This is a genomic window from Pantoea sp. sgz302252 (assembly GCF_047713085.1).
Lineage (GTDB): Bacteria > Pseudomonadota > Gammaproteobacteria > Enterobacterales > Enterobacteriaceae > Scandinavium.
Genome location: NZ_JBLFJW010000004.1, coordinates 129299 through 145844, shown reverse-complemented (window position 1 = coordinate 145844; position 16546 = coordinate 129299). Strand labels below are relative to the sequence as shown.

General features: G+C 52.4%; 16 protein-coding genes, 1 pseudogene and 1 other annotated feature. Of the genes and pseudogenes, 15 read left to right on the top strand and 2 right to left on the bottom strand.

Annotation, left to right across the window (positions count from 1 at the left end; translation table 11 throughout):
- The first annotated feature begins 480 nt into the window (after positions 1–480).
- A complete protein-coding gene (locus tag ACLW56_RS04845) occupies positions 481–1239 on the top strand; it encodes a YdiY family protein (RefSeq protein WP_330982679.1) in 759 nt (252 codons plus the stop codon).
- A gap of 188 nt (positions 1240–1427) precedes the next feature.
- Positions 1428–2204 (top strand): 5-oxoprolinase subunit PxpA, encoded by a 777-nt coding sequence (locus ACLW56_RS04840; protein WP_330982678.1) that lies wholly within the window; start codon positions 1428–1430, stop codon positions 2202–2204.
- Between the two features lie 19 nt (positions 2205–2223).
- On the opposite strand, the pseudogene ACLW56_RS04835 reads toward ACLW56_RS04840, so the two are convergent.
- Positions 2224–2600: pseudogene (locus ACLW56_RS04835) on the bottom strand (miniconductance mechanosensitive channel); the annotation flags it as partial.
- 50 nt (positions 2601–2650) lie between these two features.
- A complete protein-coding gene (locus ACLW56_RS04830; RefSeq protein ID WP_330982677.1) occupies positions 2651–3367 on the bottom strand; it encodes an XRE family transcriptional regulator in 717 nt (238 codons plus the stop codon).
- Positions 3368–3473: 106 nt separating this feature from the next.
- Here ACLW56_RS04830 and ACLW56_RS04825 point away from each other — a divergent pair, with 106 nt between their 5' ends.
- The 13 genes from ACLW56_RS04825 to cas6e all read left to right on the top strand — a co-directional run bounded on the left by ACLW56_RS04825 (position 3474) and on the right by cas6e (position 16538).
- Entirely contained in the window at positions 3474–3668 is a 195-nt protein-coding gene (locus ACLW56_RS04825; protein ID WP_330982676.1) for a Cro/CI family transcriptional regulator, read from the top strand.
- A 230-nt stretch (positions 3669–3898) separates the two neighbouring features.
- Positions 3899–5827, top strand: coding sequence for a threonine--tRNA ligase (gene thrS, locus ACLW56_RS04820; protein WP_330982675.1), 1929 nt, complete (start codon positions 3899–3901; stop codon positions 5825–5827).
- Between the two features lie 3 nt (positions 5828–5830).
- A complete protein-coding gene (infC, locus tag ACLW56_RS04815; RefSeq protein WP_319627598.1) occupies positions 5831–6373 on the top strand; it encodes a translation initiation factor IF-3 in 543 nt (180 codons plus the stop codon).
- A gap of 100 nt (positions 6374–6473) precedes the next feature.
- A complete protein-coding gene (gene rpmI / locus ACLW56_RS04810) occupies positions 6474–6671 on the top strand; it encodes a 50S ribosomal protein L35 (RefSeq protein ID WP_001124225.1) in 198 nt (65 codons plus the stop codon).
- Between the two features lie 51 nt (positions 6672–6722).
- Positions 6723–7079, top strand: coding sequence for a 50S ribosomal protein L20 (rplT, locus tag ACLW56_RS04805; protein WP_000124852.1), 357 nt, complete (start codon positions 6723–6725; stop codon positions 7077–7079).
- A 118-nt stretch (positions 7080–7197) separates the two neighbouring features.
- Positions 7198–7322 (top strand) — a sequence feature (Phe leader region).
- The gene (pheM, locus tag ACLW56_RS04800; protein ID WP_001386830.1) at positions 7203–7247 is read left to right on the top strand and encodes a pheST operon leader peptide PheM; all 45 of its coding nucleotides are present in this window, start codon (positions 7203–7205) and stop codon (positions 7245–7247) included. (Overlaps the previous feature by 45 nt.)
- A gap of 40 nt (positions 7323–7362) precedes the next feature.
- Positions 7363–8346 (top strand): phenylalanine--tRNA ligase subunit alpha, encoded by a 984-nt coding sequence (pheS, locus tag ACLW56_RS04795; protein ID WP_330982674.1) that lies wholly within the window; start codon positions 7363–7365, stop codon positions 8344–8346.
- A gap of 15 nt (positions 8347–8361) precedes the next feature.
- Entirely contained in the window at positions 8362–10749 is a 2388-nt protein-coding gene (pheT, locus tag ACLW56_RS04790) for a phenylalanine--tRNA ligase subunit beta (protein WP_330982673.1), read from the top strand.
- Between the two features lie 4 nt (positions 10750–10753).
- A complete protein-coding gene (ihfA, locus tag ACLW56_RS04785; protein ID WP_006820203.1) occupies positions 10754–11053 on the top strand; it encodes an integration host factor subunit alpha in 300 nt (99 codons plus the stop codon).
- A gap of 180 nt (positions 11054–11233) precedes the next feature.
- The gene (gene cas3, locus ACLW56_RS04780) at positions 11234–13873 is read left to right on the top strand and encodes a CRISPR-associated helicase Cas3' (protein WP_330982672.1); all 2640 of its coding nucleotides are present in this window, start codon (positions 11234–11236) and stop codon (positions 13871–13873) included.
- 3 nt (positions 13874–13876) lie between these two features.
- On the top strand, positions 13877–15382 hold the full coding sequence (gene casA / locus ACLW56_RS04775; protein WP_330982671.1) for a type I-E CRISPR-associated protein Cse1/CasA: 1506 nt from the start codon (positions 13877–13879) through the stop codon (positions 15380–15382).
- A complete protein-coding gene (gene casB, locus ACLW56_RS04770) occupies positions 15379–15906 on the top strand; it encodes a type I-E CRISPR-associated protein Cse2/CasB (protein ID WP_330982670.1) in 528 nt (175 codons plus the stop codon). The genes casA and casB overlap by 4 nt, the downstream gene beginning before the upstream one ends.
- Positions 15903–16538, top strand: coding sequence for a type I-E CRISPR-associated protein Cas6/Cse3/CasE (gene cas6e, locus ACLW56_RS04765; RefSeq protein WP_330982669.1), 636 nt, complete (start codon positions 15903–15905; stop codon positions 16536–16538). The genes casB and cas6e overlap by 4 nt, the downstream gene beginning before the upstream one ends.
- Positions 16539–16546 lie beyond the last annotated feature (8 nt).

Sequence of the window (16546 nt, the reverse complement as noted above, 5' to 3'; positions counted from 1 at the left end):
GGCAGAACAAAAAATAAGGAAAATCAATTCATTGATTTTCGGCAGCTCACCACAAAGAAGGAAAAACCACGCTTTTTCCTTCTTTGTCAGCAATCTGAGATATTCCTCGTATTTTCGAGCGAGCAAACGAGTGAGGATGCCTGCGTGAGCGTATAAATGCTCGCCATTCAATGACCTCCTTTTATCGCCTGCGAGGGGCATGCAAACATGAACAGAGATAAGCCTGGCACTGATGGCTCGGTTAAGACAATGACAACGGTATGATTTTGCGCAGATTTACAATTAATTTCGCGGCCGTTTATTATGAAATAAAACAGCATTTGAGATCCTTCTTATTCAAAAATTGAAATAAGAATTCATTGCTATGTTAAACGGGCCTTTTTATAATTTGTTACCTTTCTTAGGGCCGCAATCGTTGCTCCTCGCGAAAGTTTCCGGGACCGTAATGGTCTCTTTTTTTGTTGTACGGACTCTTAATAAATGAAGCTTTTCAAGACAGTACCCGCAGTGGTTGTGCTGGCGGGGGGCCTTTTTGCGTCGCTGCACGCACTGGCTGATAATACCGTTTTTACTGTCATGGACGACCCTTCCACCGCGAAGAAACCGTTTGAAGGTAAGATCAACGGGGGTTACCTGGCACAGTCTGGCAATACTAAAAGTTCTTCCCTGACTGCTGACTCCACGCTGACCTGGTACGGCAACTCAACAGCATGGTCGCTGTGGGGCAACGCCAGCAACACGTCTTCCAACGATGAACGCTCTTCCGAAACCTACCAGGTTGGCGGACGTTCGCGTTACAACATGACCGACTACGACTACCTGTTTGGTCAGGCTAGCTGGCTCACCGACCGCTTCAACGGCTACCGTCAGCGTGACGTGTTCACCGCCGGTTACGGTCGTCAGATCCTCAACGGTCCGGTTCATAGCCTGCGTTTCGAATTCGGTCCGGGCGTTCGTTATGACGAGTACACCAACGGCGATACCAAAACTCAGCCGCTGGGTTACGCGTCAGGGACCTACGCCTGGCAGATGACTGACACCACCAAATTTACCCAGGGTCTGTCGGTGTTTGGTGCAGATGACACCACCATCAACTCTGAGACTGCGCTGGATGTCGCTATCAGCGATAACTTCGGCCTGAAAGTGGCGTACAACGTCACCTGGAACTCCGAGCCGCCATCATCCGCGCCAGAGCATACCGACAAACGCACCACGGTTACGCTGGGTTATAAGATGTAATGTATCAGGCCGGAATTTTCCGGCCTGATTGTTTTGGCGAGTGAAGAACAGTTCCGTAAGCCAGAGCAAACCCAGCGCTCTGGGGCCAGATCAGTGTTGCAAAGTCCATTTTCGTCTCCTGTGGTAACGCGGTATAACAGTGATAACCCGACAGACCTTAACGAAAGACTAACAAGGAGAGGATTGCGATGTGTTCAGCTCTGGCCATTGATTTCAACAGTGACTTAGGTGAAAGCTACGGTCAGTGGACGATGGGGGATGACGAAGCTATTTTGCCCCTCATCAGCAGTGCGAATGTGGCCTGTGGTTTTCACGCGGGATCGCCTGCGGGGATCCTTTCCACGCTGCGTGCAGCAAAACGTCTGAATGTCTCTGTTGGCGCGCATGTCGCCTATCCGGATTTGGTTGGATTTGGCCGTCGGAATATGGATATCTCCAGCGATGAACTTACCGCGGACGTCATCTATCAAATAGGCGCTCTGCAAGGGTTAGCCGCTGCGGCAGGTACGCGCGTGAGTTATGTCAAACCGCACGGGGCTTTATATAACACCATCGCCAATGATGAACGTCAGGCGAGGGCGGTGATTGCCGCAATGTTGGCGGTTGACCCAATGTTAACGCTGGTGGCGCTGGCGGGCTCCCGCCTGATTGCCTGGGCGCAGGAAGACGGCATTACTACCGTGGCGGAAGCCTTTGCTGACCGGGCGTATCATCAGGATGGCAGTCTGGTTTCGAGGCGTGAACACGGAGCCGTGCTTCACGATCCGCAGCAAGTCGCGCAACGTGTGGTGCAAATGATTGTCAGTGGTGGCGTGGAATCCGTAGAAGGCGTGTTTACGCCCATTTCCGCACAGTCAATCTGCGTTCATGGAGATAGCCCTGGAGCCGTTGAAATGGCCCGTCAGATTCGCATACGACTGGATGCGGAAGGAATTAAAGTGAAGCCCTTTATGCAGGGTACCTGATGCACCCTGCGAGGAACTTTTAGTCGAGTGCTAAGGCCTGTGGGCGTAAATCATTGCCAGAAGGGCGCTGGTAAATTCTCAACCCAAATTCTTCAATCACCGCGTAAATATGGTCGAAGATATCCGCCTTAGCTTCATATTTCAGCCATTCTACGGTGTTGGCGAAGGCATAAATCTCCAGGGGCAATCCTTCAGCGCCAGGTGGCAACTGGCGCACCATCAGCGTCATGTCTTTGCGTAGTTTTGGGTGTTGATGCAATACGCTGTCAGCCATGCGCGGAAAGCGCCAATGTTGGTCACACTTTCCCCATTGAGCACGCTGCTTTTAGCGGTACTCCCCACCATTTTCTGACGGCGCTCTTCCAGCCACGGTTTCAACAAATACGCCTGGCTTAAACAACGGAGTGGCATTTGAAGAGAATTGACGGGTTAAGTCGGCGAGAGGATTACACCAGGATAAGTTTGGTTTCGATAACGACGCCGATGAGTCGACAGGTTTTATCCACAGCGATAAACGGCCACTGGGGGTTTAAACCCTTGAGGTACCTTTGGCTTCCATCGATGACCAGTTTTTTGAAGGTTGCTTCGCGGGTATTACTCAGTATGGCAATGACCAGACTGTTGTTCACAGGCTTCCGCCCGGTATCACACAGCACATAGGTTCCTTCAGAAATGCTGAGGCCTGTCGGGGCAGCCATCGAATCTTCATCCAGTTGCAACCAGAAAGCTTTACCCAGCACTGGTGTCTCTGATTCCAGCCACCGGTCAACTTCCTCCAACGTGAAGAATTCAGGATTGTCGCACCATGTACTCACCTGAGTGCGGCTGAGTAGCGGATATTTTTTGGCTGAAATGGAGGGCACGATATACGGGGCAATCGGTTCATTCGCGCTGACCACGGCCATATTCGCTAATTCTTGAGCAAGTGTCGGGCTAAATTCCTCAACGCTCACCTGGAGTTGTTGTGCGAATGTCAGGGCCATAACCAGATTCAGTGGGTTACGCCCATTCAGGTAATGAGCGACCGCTCCCTGGGTGATATCCAGCTCATCACCAATCGACTGCTGAGTGACACCGAGCAGTTTTTTCTTTGCTTCATAAAGGTCTTTAAGACGTTTAGCGTCTTCAGCCTGAGCCGGTGTGATGACTTTTTTCTTTCCCATATTCAAATAGTAATACCCAGGCTCTTAAAATAAAAATACCGGCGGTATTGTTTATTTTAATACGTAGAGTATTGTTTGCTCAGGTTGTGCCAGGGAGTTGCTCCGCATGAAAATGTCACTTGCGAAATACGTCGAGGAAGTGGGTCAGGTAAAAGCGGCGAAGGCCCTCGGTGTTCACCAGACAGCGATCAGCAAAGCGGTGCGTGAAGGGCGCCAGATTTACATCAACAAACTGCCCAGCGGTGAGGTTAAAGCGTTTGAATACCGCGCGTTTCCTCATCGCAGTAAGCAGAACACATAAGAGAGTAACGCCAACGATTTACGTCATCCTTTAATAACCACACAATGACGTGTACCATGTCGGTTCGTTATCAGAAGGCGAAGGCAGGGACAGGGCGGATTTTGTACATCCAGATGTCCACAGTTTGCAGAGTGAAGCAAATAAAACCTTCTAACCCTCTGATATGAATATACTCATCAATTTTGCATGTGCTCTTTCGTGTGGGGCACCACTGTAAATAAGGATATAAAATGCCTGTAATTACTCTTCCTGATGGCAGTCAACGCCATTTCGACCACGCTGTAAGCCCCATGGATGTTGCTCTGGATATCGGTCCAGGTCTGGCGAAAGCCACTATCGCTGGCCGTGTTAACGGTGAGCTGGTAGATGCCTCCGATGTCATTGAACAGGACGCGACGCTCTCGCTGATTACCGCGAAAGATGAAGACGGTCTGGAAATTATCCGTCACTCCTGTGCGCACCTGCTGGGACACGCTATCAAACAGCTGTGGCCGAACACCAAAATGGCCATCGGTCCGGTCATTGATAACGGTTTTTACTACGACGTTGACCTCGACCACACCCTGACCCAGGAAGATATCGACGCCCTCGAAAAGCGTATGCACGAGCTGGCGGAGAAAAACTACGATGTCATCAAGAAAAAGGTGAGCTGGCACGAAGCGCGCGAAACATTTGTGAAGCGCGGTGAGAGCTATAAAGTCAACATTCTTGATGAGAACATCGCGCATGATGACAAGCCTGGCTTGTATCATCACGAAGAATACGTCGACATGTGCCGCGGTCCGCACGTGCCGAATATGCGTTTCTGTCATCACTTCAAACTGATGAAAACCGCAGGCGCCTACTGGCGTGGCGACAGCAGCAACAAAATGCTGCAGCGTATCTACGGCACCGCATGGGCCGATAAGAAAGCGTTAAACGCCTATCTGCAACGCCTGGAAGAAGCCTCCAAGCGTGACCACCGTAAAATCGGCAAGCAACTTGATCTGTACCACATGCAGGAAGAAGCGCCGGGGATGGTGTTCTGGCATAATGACGGCTGGACTATCTTCCGTGAGCTGGAAACTTTCGTGCGTTCTAAGCTGAAAGAGTACCAGTATCAGGAAGTGAAAGGCCCGTTCATGATGGACCGTGTGCTGTGGGAAAAAACCGGCCACTGGGACAACTACAAAGATGCGATGTTCACCACCTCGTCAGAGAACCGTGAATACTGCATCAAGCCGATGAACTGCCCGGGTCACGTCCAGATCTTCAACCAGGGTCTGAAATCTTACCGTGACTTACCGCTGCGTATGGCGGAGTTCGGTAGCTGCCACCGTAACGAGCCATCAGGCGCGCTGCATGGCTTAATGCGTGTCCGTGGCTTTACTCAGGATGATGCGCATATCTTCTGTACTGAAGAGCAGGTGCGTGATGAAGTTAACGCCTGTATTCGTATGGTCTATGATATGTACAGCACCTTTGGCTTCGAGAAAATCGTCGTCAAGCTGTCGACTCGTCCGGAAAAACGCATCGGTAGTGATGAGATGTGGGATCGTGCGGAAGCCGATCTGGCCGTGGCTCTGGAAGAAAACACCATCCCGTTTGAGTATCAACTGGGTGAAGGTGCCTTCTACGGCCCGAAAATTGAATTTACCCTGTATGACTGCCTCGATCGTGCATGGCAGTGCGGAACAGTACAGTTAGACTTCTCTCTGCCGCAGCGTTTGAACGCCTCTTATGTGGGCGAAAGCAACGAGCGTCAGGTGCCGGTGATGATTCACCGTGCTATTTTGGGTTCCATCGAACGCTTCATCGGTATTTTGACCGAAGAGTTCGCCGGATTCTTCCCAACATGGCTGGCACCGGTGCAGGTCGTGGTGATGAATATCACCGATTCGCAGTCTGAATACGTTAACGAATTGACGCGTAAACTACAAAATGCGGGCATTCGCGTAAAAGCAGACTTGAGAAATGAGAAGATTGGCTTTAAAATCCGCGAGCACACATTACGTCGTGTCCCGTATATGCTGGTTTGTGGCGACAAAGAGGTTGAAGCAGGCAAAGTTGCCGTGCGCACCCGTCGCGGAAAAGACCTCGGCACTATGGACGTAAACGAAGTGATCGAGAAGCTGCTAACAGAAATACGCAGCCGCAGTCTTCAACAACTGGAGGAATAAGGTATTAAAGGCGGAAAACGAGTACAAACGGCACGTCCGAATCGTATCAATGGCGAGATTCGAGTTCAGGAAGTTCGCTTAACAGGTCTGGAAGGCGAACAGCTTGGTATTGTGAGTCTGAGAGAAGCTCTGGAAAAAGCTGAAGAAGCAGGAGTGGATCTGGTAGAGATCAGTCCTAACGCCGAACCGCCAGTTTGCCGAATCATGGACTACGGCAAATTCCTCTATGAAAAGAGCAAATCTTCTAAGGAACAGAAGAAAAAGCAAAAAATTGTTCAGGTTAAGGAAATCAAATTCCGACCTGGCACCGACGATGGCGATTACCAGGTAAAACTCCGCAGCCTGGTACGCTTTCTCGAAGAGGGCGATAAGGCCAAAATCACACTGCGTTTCCGCGGTCGTGAAATGGCCCACCAACAGATCGGTATGGAAGTGCTTAACCGCGTCCGTGACGATCTGAGTGAACTGGCAGTGGTCGAATCCTTCCCTACGAAGATCGAAGGCCGCCAGATGATCATGGTGCTTGCTCCTAAGAAGAAACAGTAAGGCCTTCAAGTAACAATCACTGTGGGGCTCTCGCGGGCCTCACAGCTTTTTGTTCGCCTGGGTTTCTATTTTTCAACAATGCGAAGTGGAAGTTATTAAGATGCCAAAAATTAAGACCGTACGCGGTGCTGCTAAGCGCTTCAAAAAAACCGGTAAAGGTGGTTTTAAGCACAAGCACGCTAACCTGCGTCATATTCTGACCAAAAAAGCGACCAAGCGTAAACGTCACCTGCGTCCAAAAGCCATGGTTTCCAAAGGCGATCTGGGTCTGGTCATCGCGTGCCTCCCGTACGCATAAGCCGTTAACGTTTAACTTTTTTACTAAGAATATAGAGACAGGAGAGCACATATGGCTCGCGTAAAACGTGGTGTAATTGCACGTGCACGTCACAAGAAAATTTTGAAACAAGCTAAAGGCTACTACGGTGCGCGTTCACGCGTATACCGCGTTGCCTTCCAGGCTGTTATCAAAGCAGGTCAGTACGCTTACCGTGACCGTCGTCAACGTAAGCGTCAGTTCCGTCAACTGTGGATTGCGCGTATCAACGCAGCAGCACGTCAGAACGGTATTTCTTACAGCAAATTCATCAACGGCCTGAAAAAAGCCTCTGTTGAAATCGACCGTAAGATCCTGGCTGACATCGCCGTATTCGACAAAGTAGCGTTCACCGCTCTGGTCGAAAAAGCGAAATCAGCACTGGCATAAGCCAGTTGAAGAGGGAGGCTTGCCTCCCTCTTTTCGTTTTTGTAAAGTCAACTCATTGACTTTTCAGGGTGAAGACTTTTCAATAAGCACTTCACAGACCTTTTCAGACAAGGTAACGCAAGCATGAATGCTGCTATTTTCCGCTTCTTTTTTTACTTTAGCACCTGAAACCAGGAGGCTAGCGCGTGAGAGAAGAAACGGAAAACAGCGCCAGAAAGCCTCCATCGCGGAGGCTTTTTTTGTATCTGCCGTTGATGAAAATCGCTAAATAACGAGGAAAACCATGTCACATCTCGCAGAGCTGGTTGCCAGTGCTAAGGCAGCCATAAATGAAGCTCATGATGTCGCCACGCTGGATAACGTGCGTGTTGAGTATCTGGGCAAGAAAGGGCATTTGACCCTTCAGATGACCACCCTGCGTGAATTGCCGGCGGAAGAACGCCCGGCAGCAGGCGCGGTCATTAACGAAGCGAAAGAGCAGGTTCAGCAGGCGTTAAATGAGCGTAAAGCGGCCCTTGAAGGCGCGGCCCTGAACGCCCGTCTGGCGGCTGAAACCATCGATGTTTCTCTGCCTGGTCGTCGCATTGAAACCGGCGGGCTGCATCCTGTGACTCGCACCATCGACCGCATTGAAAGTTTCTTCGGTGAGCTCGGCTTTACCGTCGCAACAGGGCCTGAAATTGAAGATGACTATCATAACTTCGATGCCCTGAACATTCCGGGTCACCACCCGGCACGCGCTGACCACGACACTTTCTGGTTTGATGCTACCCGTCTGCTGCGTACCCAGACGTCTGGCGTACAGATCCGTACCATGAAAGACAAGCAGCCGCCGATTCGTATTATTGCGCCGGGCCGCGTGTATCGTAACGACTACGATCAGACGCACACCCCAATGTTCCATCAGATGGAAGGCCTGATTGTTGACACCAACATCAGCTTCACCAACCTGAAGGGCACGCTGCACGATTTCCTGAATAACTTCTTTGAAGAAGATTTGCAGGTCCGTTTCCGTCCGTCTTACTTCCCGTTCACTGAACCGTCTGCAGAAGTGGACGTCATGGGTAAAAACGGCAAATGGCTGGAAGTGCTGGGCTGTGGCATGGTGCACCCGAACGTCCTGCGTAACGTGGGTATCGACCCGGAAGTTTACTCCGGCTTCGCCTTCGGCATGGGTATGGAGCGTCTGACCATGCTGCGTTACGGTGTCACCGACTTGCGCGCATTCTTCGAAAACGATCTGCGTTTCCTCAAACAGTTTAAATAAGGGCAGGACAGAACAATGAAATTCAGTGAACTGTGGTTACGCGAATGGGTTAACCCGGCCATCGACAGCGAAGCGCTGTCCGGCCAAATCACCATGGCAGGCCTGGAAGTGGACGGCGTTGAGCCGGTCGCTGGTGTGTTCAACGGTGTGGTTGTAGGCGAAGTGGTGGAGTGTGGTCAGCATCCGAATGCGGACAAACTGCGTGTCACCAAAATTAATGTCGGCGGCGAGCGTCTGCTGGATATCGTCTGCGGCGCGCCAAACTGCCGTCAGGGCCTGAAAGTGGCGGTGGCAACCATCGGCGCCGTTCTGCCGGGCGATTTTAAAATCAAAGCGGCGAAGCTGCGCGGTGAGCCTTCTGAAGGCATGCTGTGTTCTTTCTCTGAGCTGGGTATTTCCGACGATCATAGCGGTATTATCGAGCTGCCAGCTGATGCGCCGTTGGGCATGGATATCCGTGAGTATCTGAAGCTTGATGACAACACCATCGAAATCAGCGTCACACCAAACCGTGCTGATTGCCTGGGCATCATCGGGGTCGCCCGTGACGTGGCAGTGCTGAACCAGCAGCCGCTGAACGAGCCAGAAATGGCCCCAGTGGCAGCAACCATTACTGACACCTTCCCAATTAAGGTTGAAGCCACCGAAGCTTGCCCGCGCTATCTGGGGCGTGTCGTCAAAGGCATTAACGTTAAAGCTGCTACGCCGCTGTGGATGAAAGAGAAACTGCGTCGTTGCGGTATCCGTTCTATCGATGCTGTTGTCGACGTCACCAACTACGTGCTGCTTGAATTGGGTCAGCCGATGCACGCCTTCGACCTGGATCGTATCGACGGCGGTATCGTCGTGCGTAGGGCGAAAGAGGGCGAAACGCTGGTGCTGTTGGACGGTAACGAAGCGAAACTCAGCGCTGACACGCTGGTCATCGCCGACCACAACAAAGCGCTGGCGATGGGCGGTATCTTCGGCGGTGAGCACTCAGGCGTAAACGGTGAAACGCAAAACGTCCTGCTGGAATGTGCCTTCTTCAACCCACTTTCCATTACCGGTCGTGCGCGCCGTCAGGGTCTGCATACCGATGCTTCTCATCGCTATGAGCGTGGTGTCGATCCAGCGCTGCAGTACAAAGCGATGGAACGTGCAACCCGCCTGCTGATTGACCTCTGTGGCGGCGAAGCGGGTCCGGTGATTGATGTCACTCACGAAGCGACTCTGCCAAAGCGTGCCACCATCACTCTGCGTCGCAGCAAGCTGGACCGCCTGATTGGCCATCACATTGCTGATGCTCAGGTCAGCGACATCCTGCGTCGTCTGGGCTGTGAAGTCACTGAAGGCCAGGACCAGTGGCAAGCAGTAGCGCCAAGCTGGCGTTTCGATATGGAAATCGAAGAAGACCTGGTGGAAGAAGTGGCGCGTGTCTACGGCTACAACAATATTCCTGATACGCCAGTCCAGGCTGGTTTGATCATGGGCACCCACAAAGAAGCCAACCTGTCACTCAAGCGTGTGAAAACCATGCTGAACGACAAAGGCTACCAGGAAGTGATCACCTACAGCTTCGTTGACCCGAAGGTGCAGCAACTGATCCATCCGGGTGAAGAAGCGCTGATTCTGCCAAGCCCGATTTCCAGCGAAATGTCAGCCATGCGTCTGTCTTTGTGGACAGGCCTGCTGGGCACCGTGGTGTACAACCAGAACCGCCAGCAAAGTCGAGTACGTATCTTCGAAAGCGGCCTGCGCTTCGTGCCAGATACCCAGGCGCCTCTGGGCATCCGTCAGGATGTCATGCTGAGCGGTGTGATTTGTGGAAATCGCTATGAAGAGCATTGGAACCTGGCGAAAGAGACAGTTGATTTCTATGATTTAAAAGGCGATCTCGAAGCAGTCCTCGATTTGACCGGCAAGCTGGGCGATATCCAGTTCAGGGTTGAAGCGAATCCGGCGCTGCATCCGGGTCAGTCTGCGGCGATTTATCTGAAAGGCGAACGTATTGGTTTCATTGGGGTTGTTCATCCTGAGCTGGAACGTAAACTGGACCTGAACGGTCGCACGATGGTCTTTGAACTGGAGTGGAACAAGCTCGCAGACCGCGTGGTGCCTCAGGCGAAAGAGATTTCCCGCTTCCCGGCGAACCGTCGTGATATCGCTGTGGTGGTGGCAGAAAACGTCCCAGCCGCAGATATTCTTGCCGAGTGTAAGAAAGTTGGCGTAAATCATGTAGTTGGCGTAAACTTGTTTGACGTGTACCGCGGTAAGGGTGTGGCGGAGGGCTATAAGAGCCTCGCTATCAGCCTAATCCTTCAGGATACCAGCCGTACACTCGAAGAAGAGGATATTGCCGCTACCGTCGCCAAATGTGTAGAGGCATTAAAAGAGCGATTCCAGGCATCATTGAGGGATTGAACCTATGGCGCTTACAAAAGCTGAAATGTCAGAATATCTGTTTGATAAGCTTGGGCTTAGCAAACGGGATGCCAAAGAACTGGTAGAGCTGTTTTTCGAAGAGATCCGTCGCGCTCTTGAAAACGGTGAGCAGGTAAAACTCTCCGGTTTTGGTAACTTCGATTTGCGCGATAAAAATCAACGCCCCGGGCGCAACCCGAAGACGGGCGAGGATATTCCCATTACAGCCCGGCGCGTGGTGACCTTCAGACCCGGACAGAAGTTAAAAAGCCGTGTCGAAAACGCTTCGCCCAAAGCAGAGTAATTTCTGATTAACCAAAAAGGCCGCTTATGCGGCCTTTTTTCTTTTCTGCATTTCTACCCTTATCTTTCTGATAATCCGGCTTTTCGGACACCTCACACAATAACCTTTGAATTTCAAGGGTAGTGTGCTTGTCACCATTTATCTGTTGGGAAACACGACAACATTGGGATAAGCAAACTTATGAGGCTTCCGAAAACTATACAGGCTGCGTCGCCCGTCATGCTGGCACTGAACGCCAGAGAGTGTCCTGCGAAAACATTTCTTTCAGGTGATACCCTTCTGCCAGGGCGCAGTGTTTTCGAGCACTGTCTGATTGTGGGGCATGTCGCCCAGGCTCTAATTGCCACATTTCCTGTCCCTCTGAGGAGTGCGTTATTTCCCGCGGGATGTTCGTTGGTTGCTGCCTGTCATGACATTGGCAAACTCTCACCGCTATTTTATCTGCGGTTACATCTCGCACTGCAGTGGCCTGCATCATTATTGACTCAATCCTTGCTGAGATCTCTTGGGTTGACAGCTCAAGCCTTTGCACTGCGCGAGTTAGAGCAGAGTTGGGGAGGCCATGCAGGTGCAGGTGCTTCTGCCATTCAGGCGATTACCCGCCGTGGGGAACTGAGTACGGTCATCGGCCAGCACCACGGATTACGAACATTCAACGCCAGCATGAAAGCCAGTGACGACATGTTAGGCGGAGTCGCCTGGCAGGCAGCACGGCAGCAACTGGTCGAAGAGCTTCAACAGGCCTTGAATGAAACATGGCCGGAGGCTCTCAGCTTTTCGCAGCAACTGTCCCAGGCGGGCCTGACAACAGTGGCCGACTGGATTGGCTCTGGCCCACGGTTTACTGATCCGCTGAAAGACTGGCGCGCTCAACTTCCCCTTGCGCTGACCGACGCCAATATGTCAATGCCAGCCATCCGCCCAGGGTTGAGCTTCGGTGAACAATTTGGCGGTTATCAACCGAATGAGGCGCAGCTAGCCTTGTTTGAGGCTGTCAAAGGGCCCGGCGTTTATGTTCTTGAAGCTCCGATGGGGATGGGTAAAACAGAAGCTGCTTTGTATGCCGCATATCGTGTTCTGGCGGCAGGAGAGGCTCGGGGCGTCTATTTCGCATTACCGACACAGCTCACCTCCAACAAAATCTATCAGCGTTTCAGCAACTGGCTTCAGAACATCATTGAGCCCGGAAGCGCATGGCAAAAAACATTGCTGTTACACGGTAGTGCCCATTTGCAGGAAGGGATCGGTGAAGACGCTCAGCCAGGGGGAAGCTGGTTTGATTCTCGCAAACGTGGGCTGCTGGCACCTTTTGCAGTGGGTACGCTTGATCAGGCTTTAATGGCCGCAATGAACGTGAAACATGGATTCGTGCGCACGTTTGGCCTGGCTGGAAAAGTGGTTGTGGTGGACGAGGTACACTCATTTGATCCGTACACTGGCCTGATATTGCAGCAACTTGTCGAGGTGTTACGGGATCTTCACTGCACTGTCATCATCTTAAGCGCCACGCTGACCCGGTCGCGCCGGGATGCGCTATTCGCTGGTAAAGTTGAATGTGGGGATGGCTATCCGCTGATCACCTATCAGCCACAGAGGGCAACAGTCGCGCAAACGCGCAGATTGCTTTCGCCCACGAATCGCAACGTTTCCCTTAAATTTAGCCAGGACGAAGATGCGCTGGAAGAAGCGTTACTGCGTGCAGAGCAGGGGCAACAGGTGCTGTGGATTGAAAACACGGTGGATGCTGCGCAGGCGTGTTATGCAACCCTGGCGTCGCGTGGCAGTGACATGGGGATTGCCAGTGGATTACTGCATTCCCGCTATGTCCAGCGCGATCGCACTGCTCACGAAGAACGCTGGGTAAATCGCTATGGCAAAGAGGGCTGGCAGGTTCGCCAACAGGGCGGAGCCGTGCTGGTGGGGACGCAGGTCTTAGAGCAATCCATTGATATTGACGCTGATTTCCTGGTCACCCGTATGGCGCCCACAGATTTACTGATGCAGCGCATGGGGCGTTTATGGCGTCACCAACAAACGCCGCGCCCTGATGCCGCACGCTGTGAAGCGTGGCTTCTTTCTCCGACCCTGGAAAGTGCACTTGCTTCCCCTTATCAGGCTTTTGGTGCCAGTGCCTGGGTGTATGCGCCCTATATTCTCTGTCGTTCTCTGGAAGTCTGGCATGACAAAACCTCGGTAGCTTTGCCTACGGATATTCGCCCAGTGCTCGAGGCTACCTATGTGGAAAGGGAAGAACGTGAACCACTCAGCCTGTGGCGGCATGAGTTGCTCGAAGGAAAACGTACTTCACCCACACGTCCTGGCATCAATGAATTGCAGCAACAGGCCCGGCTGACGCTTTCCATGGTCGGAGCAACCCAACCAGAAAGTAAGGCCCGTACCCGTTATAGCGAACAGGACAACAATAGCTTCCTGTTGCTGCGTGCCGCGTTACGCGATGAAAAAAACAACACATTAAATCTTCAACTGCTGACCGGAGAGTGGCTAATCATTCCGAGGCAAAAGTCACGCATGACGGAGTCCGAACGCAGGCAATATTCGCTAAAGCTCGAAAAGGAAAAGGTGTCTTTGCCGCCCAGTCGCACTCCTGAGGGCGAGGACGGGCAATGGCTCTGGAAGTGGGGATTACAGCATTTGTTGTATGCCGGAAATTCGGCAGAGCGGGAAATGCCGGAAGTCAGGATTGTCATTGTGGAACCTTCGGGCGATGTGCGTGGGGTTGATGGGGCTTTTCGCAACACCCGTTACCGTTATCGCTATCAGGATAAGAGCGGTCTCAGGATTGAGAAAAAGGAGAGCTAAACCATGGCGGAAAACGAAAACCGTTTCAGCCTGATAGAGGAGCCCTGGATCCCTGTAGTGGATGTAGGGCGCGTCAGCCTTCGTCAACTTTTCAGCGAACCTCATTTACGAGCATTTGGCGGCAATGCACAGCAAAAAATCGCCCTGATGAAATTGCTACAGGCACTCTGCCAGTCAGCCGTCACTTTGAAGGACGAGCAGCAGTGGTTGGCACTGCGACCGAAGGGCGTAAGCCACGCTGTGCTTGCTTATCTCGATAAATGGCAGGACAGATTCTGGCTGTACGGGGATAGGCCTTTTTTACAAATGCCTGCCATTGCCAGAGCAGAGATAAAACCCTTTGGCACAGTCCAGCCTGAAGTGTCGACAGGGAACACTACCGTGTTAACCGAACGGCAGAGTGAAAAAGCGTTAAGCGATGCGGATAAGGCGCTACTGCTGGTGGTGCAAATGAGCCTGGCGCTTGGCGGTAAGAAAACCGACAACAGCGTGGTACTCAGTGCAGGCTATCGGGGCAAAACCAACGATAAAGGTAAACCTGCTACGGGTCGATTTGGTCCTGGGCTTGCCTTTCTGGGGTTGATGCACAGCTTTTGTGTGGGTGAAACGCTGGCTGAGACCTTCTGGTTGAATCTCTTAACTCAGAAGGAGATAGCCCTGTTCACTCAGTATCCGCAAGGGTGTGGAGTGGCTCCGTGGGAACAGATGCCAGAAGGTGAAGATTGTGCTGTCGCACGTTCGCTTAAACAGACGCTGATGGGGCGGCTTGTTCCCGTTTCGCGCTTCTGCTTACTGGCGGAAGCGGGGCTGCATTACTCAGAAGGGATAAGCCACAGCAGCTACAAAGAGGGGCTGTATGACCCTTCGGTACTGGTGAATAAAAAGGGCAAAGAGCTCAAGGTGCAGTGGATTAACCCCGGCAGAAGACCCTGGAGGGAGTTGACGTCCCTGCTGGCTTTCCTCTCCCCGCAGCAGTCAGAGTGGGAGTGTGAGCAACTGAGAATGGCTACAGACAAAGCGAGCCTTTCCCAGCGCTGCTTTGGCATCTGGTCTGGCGGTTTAAGCGTCAGCAGCAACGCTGGCGAGCAGTATGTTTCCGGCAGCGACGATCAGGTGGAATCGCTTTACTGGTTAGATCCTGCTCATCTGGGCGACAGCTGGTTTTACCACTTCAAAAATGAAATGTCTGGGCTAGAGGGGCTGGCGAAGACGCTGTATGGCAGTGTCAGTCGCTGGTGCCGTGAGATGAAGCTTGAACCTAAAGAATATGCTGCCAGAGCGACAGAGCACTACTGGCAGCTGTGCGAAACGCAAGCTCAGACGCTGCTTGAAAGCAGCCCTGACAGTGACCAACGTCTGCGGTTACGCAAGCAGTTTGCGGAGTATGTCTACAGGGTTTACGACGCGACTTGCTCAGGGCAAAACGCAAGACAGTTGGGCGCCTGGGCAGAAGCACGCCCGGTGCTGACTGACTATCTCAGAAGTACCACAGGGAAGGAGGTTGCATGAACACGAAAAATGAAGCTCGCAACACGCACCATCAGCCGTTAATCCACTACGTCTTCGAGCGTTGCCAGCAGGATAAAGGCTTTGCCGCCCGGCTGCGCCGAGCCAATAACCCGGCAACGGAGTATCAGTGTTGGGAAGTGCTGGGGCGTTTTGGTCTCGACCTTGAACATGAGACGAAGCGCAGAGCTCATGCATTAGTCGTGGCTGCTGTGGCAACCAGCCGGGCGGAGAAAAATGGCACGCTGACGCTGGGGAAAGCCATTGCAGAAAGCTTTCCGGAGGGCAGTCAAAGCGACCAAGCAAAATCGCGGCTCAATCGTTTGCTGGCCTGCGACACGGTCGCTGAGGCGTGTCAAATTCTCAGACCCTTACTGTCATTGATTCAAAGCCGAGTCACCGTGCCGCTGGACTATGAACGGTTGCTATCAGAGTTGACGGATTTTGGTTACAACAAAGATCGGATCAGAGCGCGTTGGGCGCAGCAGTTTTATGCCAGCAACAAGCAGGAGGCGACCAACGTATGACCCTTTATCTCAGTGCGCTGCATCTCAACAGCGCCGCCTGCCGGAAGCAGAAAATAACCGATGTCTACAGCCTGCACCGTGTGGTGTATGACCTGTTTGACGATGTGCGCACAGAACACCAAAAACAAGCTTCTGTGCCCAGCGGCATTCAGTGGGTCGATAAAGGCGGTGATGTGCGCGGCAGGCGACTGCTTATCTTGTCCGATCGCTCCCCAAACCAACCTGAATATGGGGAATTGCAAACCAAAGTGCTGCCGGATCACTTCCTCCTGCACAAGCAATATCGCTTTTCGGTCTGTCTCAACCCTGCCTCCCGCGACACTAAAACTCACAAGTTAACGCCTGTGCGTGGACGTGAGGCTATTGGCGCATGGTTTTGTCAGCGCACGGCAGCATGGGGCATTGAAGTCGATCCCCGTCAGCTCCAGGTTGAAGACATTACCCTGCTGCAAGTCGATGCCGGCATCCACAAATACATCACACTTCAGCAGGCCACGCTAAGCGGCAGGTTGACAGTTGTCGACCCTGAGCGCTTTAAAACCAGCTTCACTAAAGGCATTGGCCGCGGCCGAGCTTTCGGCTGCGGGTTGCTGCAAATCGTGCCGTTAACCGACAACTTCTTCTCCGAATAAAAAGGATT

Excerpts from the sequence above, each read along its gene's own strand:
- ACLW56_RS04840 (WP_330982678.1), top strand. The coding sequence starts at position 1,428 with ATGTGTTCAGCTCTGGCCATTGATTTCAACAGTGACTTAGGTGAAAGC.
- pheS (WP_330982674.1), top strand. The coding sequence starts at position 7,363 with ATGTCACATCTCGCAGAGCTGGTTGCCAGTGCTAAGGCAGCCATAAAT.
- casA (WP_330982671.1), top strand. The coding sequence starts at position 13,877 with ATGGCGGAAAACGAAAACCGTTTCAGCCTGATAGAGGAGCCCTGGATC.
- ACLW56_RS04845 (WP_330982679.1), top strand. The coding sequence starts at position 481 with ATGAAGCTTTTCAAGACAGTACCCGCAGTGGTTGTGCTGGCGGGGGGC.
- thrS (WP_330982675.1), top strand. The coding sequence starts at position 3,899 with ATGCCTGTAATTACTCTTCCTGATGGCAGTCAACGCCATTTCGACCAC.
- ACLW56_RS04825 (WP_330982676.1), top strand. The coding sequence starts at position 3,474 with ATGAAAATGTCACTTGCGAAATACGTCGAGGAAGTGGGTCAGGTAAAA.
- cas3 (WP_330982672.1), top strand. The coding sequence starts at position 11,234 with ATGAGGCTTCCGAAAACTATACAGGCTGCGTCGCCCGTCATGCTGGCA.
- pheT (WP_330982673.1), top strand. The coding sequence starts at position 8,362 with ATGAAATTCAGTGAACTGTGGTTACGCGAATGGGTTAACCCGGCCATC.
- cas6e (WP_330982669.1), top strand. The coding sequence starts at position 15,903 with ATGACCCTTTATCTCAGTGCGCTGCATCTCAACAGCGCCGCCTGCCGG.
- rplT (WP_000124852.1), top strand. The coding sequence starts at position 6,723 with ATGGCTCGCGTAAAACGTGGTGTAATTGCACGTGCACGTCACAAGAAA.
- rpmI (WP_001124225.1), top strand. The coding sequence starts at position 6,474 with ATGCCAAAAATTAAGACCGTACGCGGTGCTGCTAAGCGCTTCAAAAAA.
- casB (WP_330982670.1), top strand. The coding sequence starts at position 15,379 with ATGAACACGAAAAATGAAGCTCGCAACACGCACCATCAGCCGTTAATC.
- ACLW56_RS04830 (WP_330982677.1), bottom strand. The coding sequence starts at position 3,367 with ATGGGAAAGAAAAAAGTCATCACACCGGCTCAGGCTGAAGACGCTAAA.
- ihfA (WP_006820203.1), top strand. The coding sequence starts at position 10,754 with ATGGCGCTTACAAAAGCTGAAATGTCAGAATATCTGTTTGATAAGCTT.